This is a genomic window from Aminobacter sp. MSH1 (genome assembly GCF_003071665.1).
GTDB classification, from domain to species: Bacteria; Pseudomonadota; Alphaproteobacteria; order Rhizobiales; family Rhizobiaceae; genus Aminobacter; species Aminobacter niigataensis.
Window position 1 is genome coordinate 3,395,783 of record NZ_CP026265.1, and the last position, 18,023, is coordinate 3,413,805.

The 18,023-nt window shown below is 63.5% G+C and carries 18 protein-coding genes; 16 read left to right on the forward strand and 2 right to left on the reverse strand.

Features of this window, described 5'->3' with window-relative positions:
• Position 1: 1 nt before the first annotated feature.
• Positions 2-1,012, reverse strand: a complete 1,011-nt coding sequence (gene trpD / locus CO731_RS16875) for an anthranilate phosphoribosyltransferase (protein WP_108608014.1) — start codon at positions 1,010-1,012, stop codon at positions 2-4.
• The gene (locus CO731_RS16880) at positions 1,009-2,907 is read right to left on the reverse strand and encodes a SurA N-terminal domain-containing protein (RefSeq protein ID WP_108608015.1); all 1,899 of its coding nucleotides are present in this window, start codon (positions 2,905-2,907) and stop codon (positions 1,009-1,011) included. Before CO731_RS16880 ends, trpD begins: the two co-directional genes overlap by 4 nt.
• A 145-nt stretch (positions 2,908-3,052) precedes the next feature.
• On the opposite strand from CO731_RS16880, the gene tpiA reads away from it, so the two are divergent.
• The 16 genes from tpiA (at position 3,053) to CO731_RS16960 (ending at position 18,023) form a co-directional block, all read left to right on the forward strand.
• Positions 3,053-3,817, forward strand: a complete 765-nt coding sequence (gene tpiA, locus CO731_RS16885) for a triose-phosphate isomerase (protein ID WP_108608016.1) — start codon at positions 3,053-3,055, stop codon at positions 3,815-3,817.
• A gap of 154 nt (positions 3,818-3,971) precedes the next feature.
• On the forward strand, positions 3,972-4,448 hold the full coding sequence (gene secG / locus CO731_RS16890; RefSeq protein ID WP_108608017.1) for a preprotein translocase subunit SecG: 477 nt from the start codon (positions 3,972-3,974) through the stop codon (positions 4,446-4,448).
• Between the two features lie 216 nt (positions 4,449-4,664).
• Entirely contained in the window at positions 4,665-5,759 is a 1,095-nt protein-coding gene (locus CO731_RS16895) for a L,D-transpeptidase (protein WP_108608018.1), read from the forward strand.
• 150 nt (positions 5,760-5,909) lie between these two features.
• Positions 5,910-7,547, forward strand: a complete 1,638-nt coding sequence (locus CO731_RS16900) for a CTP synthase (protein ID WP_108608019.1) — start codon at positions 5,910-5,912, stop codon at positions 7,545-7,547.
• A 61-nt stretch (positions 7,548-7,608) separates the two neighbouring features.
• Positions 7,609-8,148, forward strand: coding sequence for a DUF1697 domain-containing protein (locus tag CO731_RS16905; protein WP_108608020.1), 540 nt, complete (start codon positions 7,609-7,611; stop codon positions 8,146-8,148).
• 52 nt (positions 8,149-8,200) lie between these two features.
• On the forward strand, positions 8,201-9,055 hold the full coding sequence (locus CO731_RS16910) for a VOC family protein (protein ID WP_108608021.1): 855 nt from the start codon (positions 8,201-8,203) through the stop codon (positions 9,053-9,055).
• The gene (kdsA, locus tag CO731_RS16915; protein WP_108608022.1) at positions 9,052-9,885 is read left to right on the forward strand and encodes a 3-deoxy-8-phosphooctulonate synthase; all 834 of its coding nucleotides are present in this window, start codon (positions 9,052-9,054) and stop codon (positions 9,883-9,885) included. The genes CO731_RS16910 and kdsA overlap by 4 nt, the downstream gene beginning before the upstream one ends.
• Before the next feature lie 78 nt (positions 9,886-9,963).
• Positions 9,964-10,167: a dodecin family protein gene (locus tag CO731_RS16920; RefSeq protein WP_108608023.1), complete on the forward strand. Its 204-nt coding sequence runs from the start codon at positions 9,964-9,966 to the stop codon at positions 10,165-10,167.
• A gap of 89 nt (positions 10,168-10,256) precedes the next feature.
• Complete coding sequence (locus CO731_RS16925; RefSeq protein WP_108608024.1) at positions 10,257-10,622, forward strand: PRC-barrel domain-containing protein; 366 nt, start codon at positions 10,257-10,259, stop codon at positions 10,620-10,622.
• Positions 10,623-11,029: 407 nt separating this feature from the next.
• Positions 11,030-12,304, forward strand: a complete 1,275-nt coding sequence (gene eno / locus CO731_RS16930; protein WP_108609884.1) for a phosphopyruvate hydratase — start codon at positions 11,030-11,032, stop codon at positions 12,302-12,304.
• Between the two features lie 132 nt (positions 12,305-12,436).
• The gene (locus CO731_RS16935; RefSeq protein ID WP_108608025.1) at positions 12,437-12,766 is read left to right on the forward strand and encodes a septum formation initiator family protein; all 330 of its coding nucleotides are present in this window, start codon (positions 12,437-12,439) and stop codon (positions 12,764-12,766) included.
• A gap of 174 nt (positions 12,767-12,940) precedes the next feature.
• Complete coding sequence (gene pdhA, locus CO731_RS16940) at positions 12,941-13,984, forward strand: pyruvate dehydrogenase (acetyl-transferring) E1 component subunit alpha (protein WP_108608026.1); 1,044 nt, start codon at positions 12,941-12,943, stop codon at positions 13,982-13,984.
• A 14-nt stretch (positions 13,985-13,998) separates the two neighbouring features.
• Positions 13,999-15,381: a pyruvate dehydrogenase complex E1 component subunit beta gene (locus CO731_RS16945; RefSeq protein WP_108608027.1), complete on the forward strand. Its 1,383-nt coding sequence runs from the start codon at positions 13,999-14,001 to the stop codon at positions 15,379-15,381.
• Between the two features lie 18 nt (positions 15,382-15,399).
• Positions 15,400-16,752 carry a pyruvate dehydrogenase complex dihydrolipoamide acetyltransferase gene (locus tag CO731_RS16950; RefSeq protein WP_108608028.1) on the forward strand — a complete coding sequence of 451 codons (1,353 nt, stop codon included), beginning with the start codon at positions 15,400-15,402 and terminating at the stop codon, positions 16,750-16,752.
• Between the two features lie 49 nt (positions 16,753-16,801).
• Positions 16,802-17,440 (forward strand): SGNH/GDSL hydrolase family protein, encoded by a 639-nt coding sequence (locus CO731_RS16955; protein ID WP_108608029.1) that lies wholly within the window; start codon positions 16,802-16,804, stop codon positions 17,438-17,440.
• Position 17,441: 1 nt separating this feature from the next.
• A complete protein-coding gene (locus CO731_RS16960; protein WP_108608030.1) occupies positions 17,442-18,023 on the forward strand; it encodes an N-acetyltransferase in 582 nt (193 codons plus the stop codon).

The window sequence follows — 18,023 nt, forward strand, 5'->3', positions numbered from 1 at the left end:
TTTATCCGTTCGAGACGCCGACGAGGCGCTGCAGCACGGCCAGGGCGCGACCGCTGTCGATCGCATCCGCCGCGAGCTTCACGCCTTCACCGATGGTCGCCACCTTGTCGGCGACAACCAGTCCGGCACCAGCATTCATCAGCACCGTGTCGCGATACGCGCCGGCAGTGCCTTCGAGCACGCCGCGCAAAGCCGCTGCGTTGTAGGTGGAATCGCCGCCGCGCAGCTCTTCGCGCGTATGGCGCGCCAGGCCGACCTGTTCGGGGGTCAGCGTGAAAGTGCTGATGGCGCCATTGGCGAGTGCTGCGACACGGGTTTCGCCTGTCGTGGTGATCTCGTCATAGCCGTCGCCGTGGACGACCCAGACGTGCTGGGCGCCGAGTTCCTTTAGCGTTTCGGCGACCGGCTCGACCCATTCGGGCGAGAACACGCCGACCAGCTGGCGGTTGACGCCGGCCGGATTGGAGAGGGGCCCGAGAAGATTGAAGATGGTGCGGGTGCCGAGTTCGACGCGTGTCGCGCCGACATGCTTCATCGCCGGATGGTGCGCCGGCGCGAACATGAAGCCGACGCCGGCCTCATGGATGCAGCGGCCGATCGCTTCGGGCGCCAGGTCGATGTTGACGCCGAGTGCGGTCAGAACGTCAGCGGCACCTGTCAGCGAAGACAGGCCGCGGTTGCCGTGCTTGGCAACGGGAACGCCGGCGCCGGCGATGACGAAGGCCGAGGCGGTCGAGATGTTGACGCTGTGCGAGCCATCGCCGCCAGTGCCGACGATGTCGATGGCGTCAGCCGGCGCTTCGACGCGAAGCATCTTGTCGCGCATGGTGGCGACGGCGCCGGAGATTTCGCTGACCGTTTCGCCGCGCACGCGCAGCGCCATCAGGAAGCCGCCGATCTGCCCCGGCGTCGCTTCGCCCGACATGATGATGTCGAAGGCCTCGCGCGCTTCCTCGAAGGTGAGAGGGGCGCCAGCGGCGACCTTGGCGATGTGAGGCTTGAGTGCGCTCATTGTGGCGTCACAGCGATCGCGCGGGCGATCGCAGCCTGGTCGATGGTGGCCTTGTACTCGCCCTGGAGCTGCGCCACCAACTGGTCGAGCAGATCGTCGGACATGCCCGACGCGAAGGTTTTCTGGGCGTCTTCAGGCACGGCGCTTGCGTCGGCACCGGCGGGCTCGAACACCTCGACGACCTTGAACAGGATCTGTGCATCGCCGGCAGGCGCCGAGATGATGCCAGTGCCACCTTCGCCCATGGCAAACATGGCAGCAGCTCCCTCGCGGCCGAAATCGGCGTCGTCGGCTTCGCGCTTGAGCCCACGCTTGGTCTGCTTCTCGAGTTTGAGTTCGCCCGCGATCACGTCCATTGCCGCGCCATCCTTGAGGCGCTTTTCAAGTTCTGCCGCCTTGTCCCTGAGGCGCTTGGTCGCTTCGGCGGCGGTCCAGTCCGCGACGACCTTTTCCCGGACTTCGTCGAGGGTGCGGTCGCGAGCCGGCGTGATGCCGTCCACTTCGTAGAAAATGAAACCATTGGTGCCGATGTTGAGCGGCGGGTTCTCGATGCCGGCCTCTGCCTCGAAGGCCGCCTGGATCAGGTTGCGCGAGTCCGGAAGCGTGTTGACGACCGTGCCGTCGGGCAACTGGCCTGCGCGGTCGATGGCATCGATCGTCACCACCTTCAGCTTCAGCTTGTCGGCAGTGGCGCGCATCGATTCGCCGCCGGCGCGGGCGTCCTCATAGGAATCGTGCACGTCGAGCAGGATGCGGTTGGCTTCGGCAAGGGCGAGATCCTTGCGAATCTGATCCTTGACCTCGTCGAACGTCTTCACCGCCTCAGGCGAGATCTCGCTGACGCGGACCAGCACCGGTCCGAACGAGCCCTGGACCACGTCGCTGACCTGGTTTGCCTGCAGCGCGAAGGCGGCCTCGGCAACGGACTTGTCGGCAACTGTGTCCTTGGTCAGCGTGCCGAGAGCGACGTCGGCAGCCGTCTTGCCCTGGTCGGCGACGATCTTGTCGAATGCGGTGCCGGCCTTGATCGCGTCGGACGCAGCCTTGGCGGCGTCGGCGCTGGGGAACACCAGCTGGTCGATCTTGCGCGTTTCGGCGGTGGTGAAATGAGACTTGTTCTTGTCGTAGTCCTGGCGCACCTGCTCGTCAGTGATCGAGCCGAGATCCATGATATCCTCTGGCTCGAGCTTGACGTAGCTCAGCTTGCGGAATTCGGGTGCTGCGTAGTTCTTCTTGTTTTCCTCGAACCATGCCTTGAGGACGTCGTCGGCAGGTGCTGCGATCGGCTCGACGAGCGATTTCGGCAGCGGCAGGTAGTCGACCGTGCGATCTTCGCCGCGGTAGAGCGCGACGGCACGCAGGAAGGTGTCGGGCGCCTTCATGCCGTCGGAAATTGCCTCGACGATCTGCTGGCGGACAGCCACCTGGGCACGGTTCTTCAGATAGTCTTCGGGACGCATGCCGATCTGGCGCAGGATGTATTCGAAAGACTGGCGGTCGAACTGCCCGCTGGCATTCTGGAAGGCAGGATCCTCCCAGGTCAGCTGGGCAAGGCTATCCTTGGACAGGCCGAGGCCGAGCTTGCGCGCCTGTTCGTCGAGCACTGCGCCGGCCACGAGTTGAGACGCGACCTGGTTGTCGATACCGAGGGCAGTGGCCTGCTCGCGGGTCAGACGCTGACCGAACTGCTGCGACATGACGTTGACCTGGCGGTCATAGGCGAGGCGGTACTCGACCCCGGAGACGGAGGTTCCTCCAGCGGTGACGACCTTGTCGCCGCCGACGCCACCGAGCATCGAGCCGGAAATGCCCCACGCGGCGAAGCTCACGACGAGCAGCAGAAGCAGAAGCTTAGCTACCCAGGTTCCTGCAGCACTTCGCATCGTGTCGAGCATGTATCAGATCCTGTATACGCGCATTTTCACATACGCCTGCATGAACGAAGCGCAATAGCGCCCTTCGCCGCCAGTGTCGATTGCTTTGTGGCTTGTTTTTGGTAGTGAGGTTGCCCCAGCGAACATCGATTTCGAGGAAAAGCACATGACGCCAGGAATTCGCCCACTCGTTGCAGGCAACTGGAAAATGAACGGCACCAGCGCCTCGCTCAACGAATTGCGCAGCATCGCCGGCGGCTTCATGAGTGGCCTCGATGCCGAGACCGAAGCACTTCTGTGCGTGCCGGCCACGCTTTTGTCGCGGGCTGCCGAAATCCTTCACCGCACGCCGGTCAAAGCCGGCGGGCAGGATTGCCACGCCAAGGAAAGCGGCGCTCATACCGGCGACGTCTCGGCCGAGATGTTGAAGGACGCCGGCGCCAGTCACGTTATCGTCGGCCATTCGGAACGGCGCACCGACCACGGCGAAACCGATGCAGTTGTCCACGCCAAGGCGGATGCGGCATGGCGGGCAGGGCTCGTGGCCGTCATCTGCATCGGCGAGACACATGCCGAACGTGAAGCAGGCGCCACGCTTTCAGTATTGTCGCGCCAAATCGAGGGTTCGGTGCCGGGCACGGCCACGCCGGCCAATACCGTCATTGCCTATGAACCCGTCTGGGCTATCGGTACCGGCCTGACGCCGACCGTTGCCGATGTCGCCGAAGCCCATGCGCATATCCGCGCTCGGCTCGCCGACAAGCTCGGTGAATCGGCCGGCAAGATGCGCATTCTTTATGGCGGCTCGGTCAAGCCGTCCAATGCCGGCGAACTCCTCGCAGTCGCCAATGTCGACGGCGCGCTGGTGGGCGGCGCCAGCCTCAAGGCGGCAGACTTCCTCGGCATCGCCGAGGCGTACCGCAAGCTCTGATTAGCCTCGGGTGGCCGTTGCAAAGGCAACGTGTCACCCCATATTCGGCCGGCGGGCTTGGAAATGCCTAGAAAGCATTGTATTGAGCCGCCTCCGGAATGTCGGGCGCTTCGGCGCGCGGCCAATCCCCGTCAGAAGAATCCCAGGAAGCGCAATGGAAACCGTCGTTATCGTCATTCACCTGATGGTCGTGCTCGCCCTTGTCGGCGTTGTGCTCCTGCAGCGCTCGGAAGGTGGCGGCCTCGGCATCGGCGGCGGTTCGGGCTTCATGACGGCGCGTGGTGCTGCCAACGCCCTGACCCGGGCCACGGCCATCCTGGCGACGGTGTTTTTCGTCACGTCGCTGACGCTGTCGATCATCGCACGCTACGAGGAGAAGCCGATCGATATTCTCGACCGCGCTCCGGCCACCCAGAATGGCGCTCCGAGCGGCAGCGGCCAGGGCATTCTCGACCAGCTCGGCGGCTCCTCCGCCCCGGCACCGGCTGCACCGGCGTCGGGCACGACCGCTCCTGCGGCACCGGCCACCGAGCAACCGGCAGCGCCGGCTGCACCGGCAGCTTCGGGCACCACCGAGCAGCCCGCTGCGGGCGGTGCCGCGGCGCCGGCTACACCCCAGGTTCCGAACTAAATCTGGCCTGCTTGCCGCAACCTGTTGTTGTTTGAACACAGTTGCGGCAAATGCAGCAATGATCACCTGAATTCGTACATCTAGCCGGGGGCGCCTCACTTGAGGCGTCTCCGGCTAATCGATTATAGCTTGGGCTGCGGCATATCGGCGGGGGCGCCTTGGGGCACTGCGCGTTGCCGCGCGAAAATTTGCTGTGAACGTTCGGGATCCTTCGCCATGCAGCTCCGCCGCATCCTACTTGCTGGAATTTGCGCCTCTCTCATGAGCTCGACCGCCTTTGCCGCCACTTCGGTCGGCACGGCTGCGCCGCCGCAGCCCGGGGCAACGAGCGGCGTGATCGCGGTTGCCGCCAAGAGCGATGCCGCCGAGCTTAAGCTGTTGAAGAAAAAGAAGAAGCCGACCGACGAGGACCTGGTCCGGATCAAGGACCTCGAAGCCAAGATCAAGGCCGACCGGGAAGTCGCGCGCCTGAAGATGCTCGAAGCCAAGAAAATGGCGATGCGGGCGGCGGCCAAGGAAAAGGCCGAGAACGCACGTGAAGTCGCTCGCCTCAAGAAGGCCGAGAAGGCGACGACCCAGGTTGCCACAGCAGCGCCCGCGCCGAAGCGCAATCTCCAGCCGCTCGAGGTCACCAAGCCGATCGAGCCGTTGGCGCCCGACGTGATGGAAATCGCCGCCACCGGCAACAACGGTGAGTTGCGCAGCGAAAGCAAGGATCGTCCGCGCCAGACCGGTCTTCTCGCCGGCATCTTCGGCGGCAGCGCCCCTCAGCAGTCGATGCTGCCGCAGACGCGTGCGCTCGACGCCGTGCTGCAATCCAAGCAGGCCAAGAAGCAGTTCAAGGTGAAGTCCGATTTCGAGCCGCAGGAAGTGTCGTTCGCGGGTTATGAGCGTGGCCAGATCGTGGTCGATACCGGCGCTCGCTACCTCTACCTGATCGAATCATCCTCGACCGCGCGCCGCTACGCGATTGCGGTCGGCCGCGAGGGCCTGGAATTCAAGGGCAAGGCCACCATCGGCGACAAGCAGGAATGGCCGCGCTGGATTCCGACCAAGGATATGCAGGAGCGCGAGCCCAAGAAGTACGGCCAGTACAAGGACGGCATGAACGGCGGGCCGGAGAATCCGCTCGGCGCGCGCGCCATCTACCTTTACCAGGGCAAGAAGGATACCCATATCCGTATCCATGGTACCAACCAGCCGCAGACGATCGGCACGAATTCTTCGAACGGTTGCTTCCGCATGGTCAACGACCATGTCATGGACCTCTACAATCGCGTGAAGATGGGCTCTGAAGTCATCGTCATGTAAGGCGTCCTCAGACGCTGGTATCCGGGCCGGCCTGACCGCCGGCCTTTTTGTTTGCGTGGCCTACCCGGCAGCAAGACTGAACAGCCAGATAGGGAAAAGTCCGACGCGGCGGATTTTTCTCTGGCGGAATCGATTTGGCCGCGTTAAGCGATGAATCCCATGGCGCGATATGTTTTTATTACCGGCGGCGTGGTCTCTTCCCTTGGAAAAGGCATAGCCGCAGCGGCCCTCGGGGCTCTTCTGCAGGCACGCGGATATCGCGTGCGCATCCGCAAACTCGATCCGTACCTCAACGTCGACCCGGGAACGATGTCGCCTTACCAGCATGGTGAGGTGTTCGTGACCGACGACGGTGCGGAAACCGACCTCGATCTTGGTCACTACGAGCGCTTCACCGGGCGTTCGGCGAACCAGAGCGACAACATCACCACCGGCCGCATCTACAAGAACATCATCGAACGCGAGCGGCGCGGCGACTATCTCGGCGCAACCGTGCAGGTCATTCCCCACGTTACCGACGAGATCAAGAACTTCATCCTCGACGGCAATGACGAGTACGACTTCGTGCTCTGCGAGATCGGCGGCACGGTCGGCGACATCGAAGCGATGCCGTTCCTCGAGGCGATCCGCCAACTCGGCAACGACCTGCCGCGCAACAATGCGGTCTACGTTCACCTGACGCTGATGCCGTACATTCCGACGGCCGGTGAACTCAAGACCAAGCCGACCCAGCATTCGGTCAAGGAGTTGCGTTCGATCGGCATTGCGCCGGATATCCTGCTGGTCCGCGCGGACCGCGACATCCCCAAGGAAGAGCGCCGCAAGCTGTCGCTGTTCTGCAACGTGCGCGAATCGGCGGTCATCCAGGCGCTCGACGTCGGCCACATCTACGACGTGCCGCTGGCCTACCATAAGGAAGGCCTGGATTCGGAAGTTCTGGCGGCCTTCGGCATCGATCCGGCGCCCAAGCCGCGCCTCGACGCCTGGCAGAACGTCTCGCAGCTGATCCACAATCCGGAAGGCGAGGTCACCATCGCCGTGGTCGGCAAATATACCGGCCTCAAGGATGCCTACAAGTCGCTGATCGAGGCGCTGTCGCATGGCGGCCTTGCCAACAACGTCAAGGTCAAGCTTGACTGGATCGAGAGCGAGGTCTTCGAGAAGGAAGACCCGGTACCGTTCCTGGAGAAGGTCCACGGCATCCTGGTGCCCGGCGGCTTCGGCGAACGCGGCTCGGAAGGCAAGATCCTCGCTGCCAAGTTCGCCCGCGAGCGCAAGGTGCCGTATTTCGGCATCTGCTTCGGCATGCAGATGGCTTGCATCGAGGCGGCCCGTTCGCTGGCTGGCATCGAGAATGCCTCGTCGACCGAGTTCGGCGCCACCAAGGAGCCGGTCGTCGGCCTGATGACCGAGTGGCTCAAGGGTAACATGCTTGAGAAGCGCAAGGCCGCAGGCGACCTTGGCGGCACGATGCGCCTCGGCGCGTTCGAGGCGCGACTGTCCGAGGGATCGAAAATCGCCGAGATCTACGGCGATACCGACATCTCCGAACGCCATCGCCACCGCTATGAGGTCAACATCGACTACAAGGACCGCCTCGAAGAGTGCGGCCTGGTCTTCGCCGGCATGTCGCCCGACGGCGTCCTGCCCGAGACTGTCGAGTATCCCGACCATCCCTGGTTCATCGGCGTCCAGTACCATCCGGAGCTGAAGAGCCGTCCGCTGGAGCCGCATCCGCTGTTTGCAAGCTTCATCGAAGCTGCGGTCGAACAGAGCCGGCTCGTCTGATAGCCATGCGCGCCGCCGTGAAAGCGCCGGCGCGCATTTTCTCCCTGCGCAGCGGGTGCGCATGACCATCTACGTCGCGCTTCTCTACAGCATCGTCCTGGGCCCTGGCCGCCGCGTCGTCATGTCCGACCTGCGCGACATGGCAGTCGATCTCGGCCTTGCCAATCCACGCACGCTGGTCGCGACCGGAAATCTTGTCTTCGAAGCCGAAGGCAAGCCGGTTGCCACGCTGGAGCGCGAACTCGAGGCGGCCTTCGCCCAAAAATTCGGCAAGCATGTCGACATCATCGTCCGCGATGCTGCTGCCTGGCTTAAGCTTGTCGCCGCCAATCCGTTTCCCGAGGAGTCCGAACGCGAACCCGATCAGGTCGGCGTGCGCGTGATGCGTGAGCCGGTGACACCTGACGTCATCGAAAGGCTCCTCCCTTATGTCGCTGCCGATGAAAGGCTCACGTCGGTCGACGGCGATATCTGGATCTATTTTTCCCGCAGCGCCGGTTCGTCGCGGCTGCTCGGCGCGCTGACGCCCAAGCGGGCCGGCGGCATAGGGACCTCGCGCAACTGGAACACCGTGCGGCGCCTCGGCGACATGGCATCGTAGGTGGCCTAGGCGCAGTCTTGCGCCTTTGGCGGAATTCAGGCACAGCGCAGCGATGACCAAAAGCCCTTCCGACAGCCCGCGTCCGCTTGACCATGTCGTGCTGCCGACCGCCGATCTCGCCATCGCGCGGCAGAGGCTGACGGCCCTCGGTTTCACCGTTTCGCCCGTCGGCATCCATCCCTTCGGCACGGTCAATTGTTGCGTCTATCTCGGTGACGGTACGTTCCTGGAGCCGCTGGCGATCGGCGATAGCGCAGCCGCCGGCGAGGCGGTCGCCGCAGGCAACGTCTTTGTCGGTCGCGACAGCGCGTTCCGCAACGCACATGGCGACGAAGGCTTTTCGGCAGTCGTATTCGGCACAAACGATGCCGATGCCGACCATTCCGAGTTCGTTGCCGCTGGCGTGTCGGCCGGCCCCAGGCTCGATTTTTCGCGCCCCTTCGTCGATGCTTCAGGCCAATCCGATGTGGCGTCGTTCCGGCTTGCCTTTGCCGCCGAACCAGGCTCGCAAGGGGATGCATTCTTCTTCACCTGCGAGCGCGTGAATGCGCCCGATGTCGACCGCTCGGCTCTCCAGGCGCATGCAAACGGCGCACGCCGGGTGCTTGCCGTCGAGGCAAGCGTCGCGGAGCAGGCTGTGGCGGCTGAGTTGTTGGCGACAGTGGCGCGCAGCAGTGTCGACGCCGTCTCCGATATCCCGCTCGCCAATGCGCGACTTGCCGTCCGCGCGATGGCCGGTTCCAGTGGGCTTCGCCTCGACGCAATGGTGTTTGCCGTCGACGATCTCGCTGTGGCAAGAGAGCTTCTTGCACGAAACGGCATCGCGCACGATCTAAGCGGGCAACGGCTGGTGATTCCGCCAGCGCCGGGGCAGGGTGCCGCCTTCATTTTCGAGGAAAAGTCATGACCAAGCCGAATGCAAATGTGACGGTCGGCAAGACCCTTTTCGCCAACGACGCGCCCCTGTCGCTGATCGCCGGCCCGTGCCAGTTCGAATCGCGCCAGCACGCCTTCGACATGGCCGGCAAGCTCAAGGAACTGACGCAGAAGCTCGGCATCGGCTTTGTCTACAAGTCGAGCTTCGACAAGGCCAATCGCAGCTCGCTGTCGAGCACCCGCGGTGCCGGGCTCGACGCGGCTCTGCCGGTCTTCGCCGACCTGCGCAAGGAGCTCGGCGTTTCCGTTCTCACGGATGTGCACACCGAAGAGCAGTGCGCCAGCGTCGGCGAGGTGGTCGATGTGCTGCAGATCCCGGCCTTCCTCAGCCGCCAGACCGATCTTCTGATTGCTGCCGCCAAGACCGGCAAGGTGGTCAACGTCAAGAAGGGCCAGTTCCTGGCGCCCTGGGACATGAAGAACGTCGTCGCCAAGGTGACCGGTTCGGGCAACGCCAACGTGCTTGTCACCGAGCGCGGTGCTTCCTTCGGCTACAACACGCTCGTCTCCGACATGCGTGCGTTGCCGATCATGGCCGACATCGGCGCGCCTGTGATCTTCGATGCCACCCATTCGGTGCAGCAGCCGGGCGGGCAGGGCGCAACCTCCGGCGGCGAGCGCCGTTTCGTCGAGACCCTGGCGCGTGCGGCCGTCGCCGTCGGTGTTGCCGGCGTGTTCATCGAGACGCACGAAGACCCCGACAACTCGACCTCGTCGGACGGCCCCAACATGGTGCCGTTCAAGGACATGCCGGCTCTGCTCGAAAGGCTGATGGCTTTCGACCGGGTCGCCAAGGGCTGACACAACTCCTGCTTGAGCCGGGCTTCCGCCCGGCGTAGGCTTTCCTCCGTGACTGAGCGTATCGGCCGGAGGAATCCCATGTCTGTTGCCCGCGTTACGGAAATCACTTCATCGTCGACCAAGAGCTTTCAGGATGCGATCGAACAGGGCATCGCCCGTGCGTCGATGACGCTGAAGAACGTCGAAGGCGCCTGGATCCAGGACCAGAAGATCGTCGTCGAGAACGGCAAGATTACCGCCTACCGGGTCAACATGAAGGTGACTTTCATTCTCACCGACTGAATGGGATCAGCAGCCGCCGCGGAAAGTTTGGAACCTCCGCACCGGGGGACCGTTAGTCCTGCATCCACCAACCAACGAGGAGCAGGATCATGACGACTGTCACTGGTCACACCGAAGCCATTCCCGCGTCGCGGGTCATCGGCACCAATGTCTACAACACCGCCGGCGAAAGCATCGGCTCGATCGAGGATGTCATGCTCGACAAGACATCCAACGGCATCATGTTCGCCGTCATCGGCTTCGGCGGTTTCCTCGGCATCGGCGAGCGCTATCACGCCATTCCCTGGTCCACGCTGGACTACGACAAGAGCCGTGGCGGCTATGTCGTTCCGTTCTCCAAGGAGCAATTGAAGGGCGCTCCGTCCTACTCGGTCAACGAGCTGACCGAAGATGATGGACGTGCCGTGCGGGATGCCTCGTTCGAGCACTATCGCGTAGAGCCGTATTGGCACTGATCCGCAGCACAAAAAAAGCCCCGCATGAGCGGGGCTTTTTCGTTGTGCCGTAATCTACCTTGCCGTCGGAATGATCCGCACCTGCGACGTGCCCTGAGGGGGCGGTTGACTGTCGCATGAGGTCAGGAATGCTGCGGCGATGAAGAACAAACTCAGGATACCACTTAACTCGGACATGGCGAAACTCCCTCTGTTTCGCCCCGCGCGGGGATAGTTTACCCGAAAGTTTGGACGATGCCTGCCCGATGGGATGAATTATCATGACAGCGCTTTGCCGAAAGTGAATCAGGGGCCTGACGCAGCGTGATATTTGGCCGAGCGCGATTGCGTTTTCCGGAGCTTTGGCTAAGACGGGCCCGGAAATCCAACCGATCCTTCTTTGCGATCAGCTCCCGGGGATGCCTCACATGACAGCAATCATCGATATCGTCGGCCGCGAGATTCTCGACAGCCGCGGCAATCCCACCGTCGAGGTGGATGTGGTTCTCGAAGACGGCTCGATGGGCCGTGCGGCCGTTCCGTCCGGTGCGTCGACCGGCGCCCACGAGGCGATGGAACTGCGCGACGGCGGCCCGCGCTATCTCGGCAAGGGCGTCGAGCGCGCCGTCGAAGCCATCAATGGCGAGCTGTTCGAGGCGATCGGCGGCATGGAAGCCGAGAACCAGATCCATATCGACCAGACGATGATCGGGCTGGACGGTACCCCGAACAAGAGCCGCCTCGGCGCCAACGCCATCCTCGGCGTGTCGCTCGCCGTCGCCAAGGCCGCGGCCGAGGCGTCCGGCCTGCCGCTCTACCGCTACGTCGGCGGCCCGAACGCCCGCGTCCTGCCGGTGCCGATGATGAACATCATCAATGGCGGCGCGCATGCCGACAATCCGATCGACTTCCAGGAATTCATGATCATGCCGATCGGCGCGCCTTCGCTGCGCGACGCCGTGCGCTGGGGTTCGGAAATCTTCCACACCCTGAAGAAGGGCCTGAAGGACGCCGGCCACAACACCAATGTCGGCGACGAGGGCGGTTTCGCACCGAACCTCAAGAGCGCCCAGGCGGCCCTCGACTTCGTCATGGCCTCGATCGAAAAGGCCGGCTTCAAGCCGGGCGAAGACGTGGCGCTGGCGCTCGACTGCGCTGCCACCGAGTTCTTCAAGGGCGGCAACTACGTCTATGAAGGCGAGAAGAAGACCCGCGATCCCAAGGCCCAGGCCAAGTACCTCGCTAAGCTCGCCGCCGACTACCCGATCATCTCGATCGAGGACGGCATGTCGGAAGACGACTGGGAAGGCTGGAAGTACCTGACCGAACTGTGCGGCGACAAGGTGCAGTTGGTCGGCGACGATCTGTTCGTCACCAACTCGGCGCGCCTGCGCGACGGCATCAAGATGGGCGTCGCCAACTCGATCCTGGTCAAGGTCAACCAGATCGGCTCGCTCACCGAGACGCTCGACGCCGTCGAGACCGCGCACAAGGCAGCCTACACCGCCGTCATGTCGCACCGTTCGGGCGAGACCGAGGATTCAACCATTGCCGATCTCGCGGTCGCCACCAACTGCGGTCAGATCAAGACCGGCTCGCTGGCCCGTTCGGACCGTACCGCCAAGTACAACCAGCTGATCCGCATCGAGGAAGAGCTCGGCACGCAGGCGCGCTTCGCCGGCAGGTCCATCCTGCGCGGCTGATCGCTACACCATTGACGAACTGGAAAAGGCGGGATGTTTCCCGCCTTTTTTGCTTTGACGAAGCTCCGACCGCCGACTGTAACCGTCCATTAAGCACAATCGAGCGACAAGAACCTGAGAGAGGTTCGGACCATGTGGACACGCCAGCACAAGCAGACAAAATCCGGGCGCCTGATCGTTCCGGCGCTGGCGGTGATGTTCCTGTCCTATTTCGGCTTTCACGCCTATCACGGCGAGTTCGGCATTTATTCCAAGTACCGGCTCGAGGCCCAGGCCGTCGAGCTCCAGGCTCGGCTCGACACGGTTCGGGCGCAGCGGATGGATGTCGAGCGCCGCGTGCAGATGCTGCATGATGGCTCGCTGGAGAAGGACATGCTTGACGAGCAGGCGCGCAACGCGCTCAATATGTCGCATGCAGACGAGCTGACCATCATGCGCCCATCCGCGCAGGCGATTAACTGAGTTTCAGTTAATCAAGAAGAAATTCAACGTTTTTCGACGCTTAACCGCATGCCTGCTATGCATTTTTCCGCATGGCGCAGCGTCACTCCCCATGCTAGCGTTTTGGTCATGGAGAGGAGAGACAATGCATGATCTCCTCAATGTCCGCAAAGAGACGCCACTAGGGAGTGATGCATGGCCACCGCCGCCAAAAAAGCGCCTGCCAAAGCCAAATCCGATTCTAAATCTCCATCAGCACCGGTAACGCCCAAACCGGTTGAGTTTACCAAGGACCAGGATCTCAACGCGTATCGCGAGATGCTGCTCATCCGCCGCTTCGAGGAAAAGGCCGGCCAGCTCTATGGCATGGGCTTCATCGGCGGCTTCTGCCACCTCTATATCGGCCAGGAAGCGGTCGTCACCGGCCTGCAGATGTCGCTGATCGAAGGCGACCAGATGATCACCGCCTACCGCGATCACGGCCACATGCTGGCGATGGGGCTTTCGGCACGCGGCGTCATGGCCGAATTGACCGGACGCCGGGGCGGCTTGTCGAAAGGCAAGGGCGGCTCGATGCACATGTTCTCCAAGGAAAAGCATTTCTACGGAGGCCACGGCATCGTCGGCGCCCAGGTGTCGCTTGGCACCGGGTTGGCCTTCGCCAATCGCTACCGCGAGAACCCGAATGTCTCGGTGACCTATTTCGGCGACGGCGCTGCCAACCAGGGCCAGGTCTACGAGAGCTTCAACATGGCCTCGCTGTGGAAGCTGCCGGTGATCTACGTCATCGAAAACAACCGCTACGCCATGGGCACCGCGGTGTCGCGCGCTTCGGCCGAAACCGATTTTTCGCAGCGCGGCCTGTCGTTCAAGATCCCCGGTATCCAGGTCGACGGCATGGATGTGCGCGCCGTCAAGGCAGCCGGCGACCTGGCCACCGAATGGTGCCGCTCGGGCAACGGCCCGATCATCCTCGAGATGCAGACCTACCGCTATCGCGGTCACTCGATGTCCGATCCGGCGAAGTACCGCTCCAAGGATGAAGTGCAGAAGATGCGCTCCGAGCATGACCCGATCGAACAGGTCAAGGCGCGTCTGATCGCCAAGAAGTGGGCGAGCGAGGACGACCTCAAGGCGGTCGACAAGGATGTTCGCGACATTGTGGCTGACGCCGCAGACTTTGCTCAGACCGATCCCGAGCCGGATGTTGCCGAGCTCTGGACCGACATCTTGATCTAAGGGAGGGCGCGAACATGCCGATCGAAATTCTCATGCCTGCGCTCTCGCCGACGATGGAAGAGGGCAATCTGTCCAAGTGGTTGAAGAATGAAGGCGACAAGGTTGTCGCCGGCGACGTCATCGCCGAAATCGAAACCGACAAGGCGACGATGGAAGTCGAAGCCGTTGACGAAGGCGTTCTGGGCAAGCAGCTGATCGCTGCCGGCACCGAAGGCGTCAAGGTCAACACGCCGATCGCCGTGCTGCTGCAGGACGGCGAAAGCGCTGCCGACATCGGCAAGGGCGCAGCTCCTGCCAAGGTTGAGGCACCTGCTGCCGCCGCAGCACCCGCCGCTGCTCCGGCTGCCGCCGCACCCGTCGCCGCCGCCCCGAAGACGGAAGTTGCTGCCGATCCGGACATTCCGGCCGGCACCGAGATGGTCTCGATGACCGTCCGCGAGGCGCTGCGCGACGCCATGGCCGAAGAGATGCGCCGCGACGGCGACGTCTTCGTTATGGGCGAGGAGGTTGCCGAGTACCAGGGCGCCTACAAGATCACGCAGGGCCTGCTGCAGGAATTCGGCCCGCGCCGCGTCGTCGACACGCCGATCACCGAGCATGGTTTCGCCGGCGTTGGCGTCGGTGCGGCGATGGCCGGCCTCAAGCCGATCGTCGAATTCATGACCTTCAACTTCGCCATGCAGGCGATCGACCAGATCGTCAACTCGGCCGCCAAGACGCTCTACATGTCCGGTGGCCAGATGGGCGCGCCGATCGTCTTCCGCGGACCCAGCGGTGCGGCCGCCCGCGTCGCTGCCCAGCACTCGCAGTGCTATGCGGCGTGGTACAGCCACATTCCGGGCCTCAAGGTGGTGATGCCGTACTCGGCAGCCGACGCCAAGGGCCTGCTCAAGGCTGCGATCCGCGACCCCAATCCGGTCATCTTCCTCGAGAACGAAATCCTCTACGGCCACCATTTCGACGTGCCGAAGCTCGACGATTTTGTCCTGCCGATCGGCAAGGCGCGCATCCACAAGCCGGGCAAGGACGTCACCATCGTCTCCTTCGGCATCGGCATGACCTATGCGATCAAGGCCGAGGCGGAACTCGCCGCCATGGGCATCGACGTCGAGATCATCGATCTCCGGACCATCCGTCCGCTCGACTTCGACACCATCATCGCGTCGGTCAAGAAGACCAATCGCCTGGTGGTTGTGGAAGAAGGCTTCCCGCAGTCCTCGGTCGGAGATCATATTGCCAACCAGGTGTCGCAGCGCGCCTTCGACCATCTCGATGCGCCCGTCATCACCATCGCCGGCAAGGATGTGCCGATGCCCTACGCCGCCAATCTCGAAAAGCTCGCTCTGCCGAATGTCGGCGAAGTGATCGAGGCGGTCAAAGCAGTCACGTATCGCTGACACGGGCGGGAGGTCATCATGCCGATCAATATCACCATGCCTGCCCTTTCGCCGACGATGGAAGAGGGCAATCTGGCCAAGTGGCTGGTCAAGGAAGGCGACAAGGTTGCCCCGGGCGAAGTGATCGCCGAGATCGAAACCGACAAGGCGACGATGGAAGTCGAAGCCGTCGATGAAGGCACCGTTGCCAAGCTCGTCGTCCCTGCCGGCACCGAGGGCGTCAAGGTCAATTCGCTGATCGCAATTCTCGCTGCTGAAGGCGAGGATGTCGGTGCTGCGGCCAAGGGCGGCAATGGCGCGCCTGCCGCGGCCCCCAAGGCCGAGGCACCGAAAGCCGAGGCTGCTCCAGCCGCGGCGCCGGCTGCGGCCCCGGTCGCCGCTGCACCGGCTGCAACCAACGGCGCCGCTGTCTCCAGCGACGGCCGCACCATCGCATCGCCGCTCGCCCGCCGCATTGCCAAGGATTCCGGCATCGACCTTTCGGCCGTTACCGGCACCGGCCCGCATGGCCGTGTCGTCAAGGCCGACGTCGAGGCGGCGATCGCCGGCGGCGGTGCCAAAGCTGCACCTGCAGCGAAGGCTCCTGCCGGCGCTCCGGCTGCGGCCCCCGCTGCCAAGGGCATGTCGGACGACCAGGTGCTCAAGCTGTTCGAAGAAGGCAGCTACGAGCTCATCCCGCACGACAACATGCGCAAGACCATCGCGCGCCGCCTTGTCGAGGCCAAGAGCACGATCCCGCATTTCTACCTGACGCTCGACTGCGAGATCGATGCGCTGCTGGCCCTGCGGGCCCAGCTCAACGCGGCGGCGCCGGTTCGCAAGACCGACAAAGGCGACGTGCCGGCCTACAAGCTGTCGGTCAACGACATGATCATCAAGGCGATGGCCTTGGCGCTGACGGCCGTGCCCGATGCCAATGTGTCGTGGACGGACCAGGCCATGGTCAAGCACAAGCACGCCGATGTCGGCGTCGCCGTGTCGATCCCGGGCGGTCTAATCACCCCGATCATCCGGAAGGCCGATATCAAGACGCTGTCGGTCATCTCCAACGAGATGAAGGACATGGCTGGCCGGGCGCGCAACCGCAAGCTCAAGCCCGAGGAATATCAGGGCGGCTCCAGTGCCGTGTCCAATCTCGGCATGTTCGGCATCAAGGACTTTGCCGCCGTCATCAACCCGCCGCACGCCACCATCCTGGCTGTCGGCGCGGGCGAGGAGCGGGCCGTGGTCAAGAACGGCGAGATCAAGATCGCTAACGTGATGTCGGTGACGCTGTCGACCGATCATCGTGCCGTCGATGGTGCGCTCGGTGCCGAGCTCCTCTCGGCCTTCAAGCGCTTCATCGAAAACCCGATGGGCATGCTGGTGTAGTTCCCCAAGTTCCCCTCCCCAAAAGGGAGGGGATTCGAGGACTCCGATCATGAAGACTGTGCTTTGCTACGGCGACTCGCTGACCTGGGGCTACGACGCGGCCGGTCCCGGCCGCCATGCGTTCGAAGACCGCTGGCCGAGCGTGCTGCAGGCTGAACTGGGCGAAGGCGTGCACGTCATCGCCGAAGGGCTGAACGGCCGCACCACCGCATTCGACGATCATCTCGGCGGCACCGACCGTAACGGCGCGCGCACCTTGCCGACCATCCTCGGCACGCATGCGCCGCTCGATCTCGTCGTCATCATGCTCGGCGCCAATGACATGAAGCCGTGGATTCACGGCAATCCACTGGCTGCCAAGCAGGGCATGGCGCGGCTGGTGTCGATCGTCAGGGGCCACGACCACGGCATGGACTATCCTGTACCAAACATCCTGCTGGTTTCGCCGCCGGCCGTCAGCCGCACCGACAATGCCGAGTTCAAGGACATGTTCGCCGGTGGCGACAAGGCGTCCCAACAGCTTGCGTCGCTTTACGCGGCACTGGCCGACGAGGCTGGCTGCGGCTTTTTCGATGCCGGATCGGTGGCGCTGACCACGCCGCTCGACGGCGTCCATCTCGATGCCGAGAACACGCGAAAGATCGGCCATGCACTCGCGCCTGTCGTGCGCGTGATGCTGGAGCTCTGATTTGGCCGGCGCTGTCACCATCCGCAGGGCCGAACGGCGCGATGCCGCCGAGATGGCGATCCTTGTCGATTTGTCGTCGCATGGCTTGGCCTCGTGGCTCTGGTACGGCGCGGTGCTCGAGGGCGCAACGGAGACCGCGCTCGAACACGGGCGCAACCAGATGCGCCGCGATAACGAGCGCGCCGGCTGGAAAGATGCGAGCCTGGCCGAAGTGGAAGGCGAGATTGCAGGCTTGGTGATCGGCCACTTGGTCGACCCGTCATTCGCCGACGAAGTGGCGCCGCATCCGGTTTTTGAGCCGATCCTCGGCCTCCAGAAGCAGGCCATCGGCAACTGGTTCATCGACAGCGTCGGTGTGTACCGGCACCATCGAGGGCGCGGCATCGGCCGCAGACTGGTCGACCACGAGCTCGCACGTGCTGCGGGGCATGCGGTCAGCCTGATCACCGAAGGCGACAACGACGTGGCGCTCGGGCTCTACAAATCCAGCGGATTTGAGGAAGTGACGCGACTTCCATGCATACCGCTCGACGACAACAGCAAGAAACACGACTGGGTGCTGCTCACGCGCAGCGCGACCTGA

Coding starts and splice junctions, on each gene's coding strand:
- trpD (WP_108608014.1), bottom strand. CDS start 1,012: ATGAGCGCACTCAAGCCTCACATCGCCAAGGTCGCCGCTGGCGCCCCT.
- CO731_RS16880 (WP_108608015.1), bottom strand. CDS start 2,907: ATGCTCGACACGATGCGAAGTGCTGCAGGAACCTGGGTAGCTAAGCTT.
- tpiA (WP_108608016.1), top strand. CDS start 3,053: ATGACGCCAGGAATTCGCCCACTCGTTGCAGGCAACTGGAAAATGAAC.
- secG (WP_108608017.1), top strand. CDS start 3,972: ATGGAAACCGTCGTTATCGTCATTCACCTGATGGTCGTGCTCGCCCTT.
- CO731_RS16895 (WP_108608018.1), top strand. CDS start 4,665: ATGCAGCTCCGCCGCATCCTACTTGCTGGAATTTGCGCCTCTCTCATG.
- CO731_RS16900 (WP_108608019.1), top strand. CDS start 5,910: ATGAATCCCATGGCGCGATATGTTTTTATTACCGGCGGCGTGGTCTCT.
- CO731_RS16905 (WP_108608020.1), top strand. CDS start 7,609: ATGACCATCTACGTCGCGCTTCTCTACAGCATCGTCCTGGGCCCTGGC.
- CO731_RS16910 (WP_108608021.1), top strand. CDS start 8,201: ATGACCAAAAGCCCTTCCGACAGCCCGCGTCCGCTTGACCATGTCGTG.
- kdsA (WP_108608022.1), top strand. CDS start 9,052: ATGACCAAGCCGAATGCAAATGTGACGGTCGGCAAGACCCTTTTCGCC.
- CO731_RS16920 (WP_108608023.1), top strand. CDS start 9,964: ATGTCTGTTGCCCGCGTTACGGAAATCACTTCATCGTCGACCAAGAGC.
- CO731_RS16925 (WP_108608024.1), top strand. CDS start 10,257: ATGACGACTGTCACTGGTCACACCGAAGCCATTCCCGCGTCGCGGGTC.
- eno (WP_108609884.1), top strand. CDS start 11,030: ATGACAGCAATCATCGATATCGTCGGCCGCGAGATTCTCGACAGCCGC.
- CO731_RS16935 (WP_108608025.1), top strand. CDS start 12,437: ATGTGGACACGCCAGCACAAGCAGACAAAATCCGGGCGCCTGATCGTT.
- pdhA (WP_108608026.1), top strand. CDS start 12,941: ATGGCCACCGCCGCCAAAAAAGCGCCTGCCAAAGCCAAATCCGATTCT.
- CO731_RS16945 (WP_108608027.1), top strand. CDS start 13,999: ATGCCGATCGAAATTCTCATGCCTGCGCTCTCGCCGACGATGGAAGAG.
- CO731_RS16950 (WP_108608028.1), top strand. CDS start 15,400: ATGCCGATCAATATCACCATGCCTGCCCTTTCGCCGACGATGGAAGAG.
- CO731_RS16955 (WP_108608029.1), top strand. CDS start 16,802: ATGAAGACTGTGCTTTGCTACGGCGACTCGCTGACCTGGGGCTACGAC.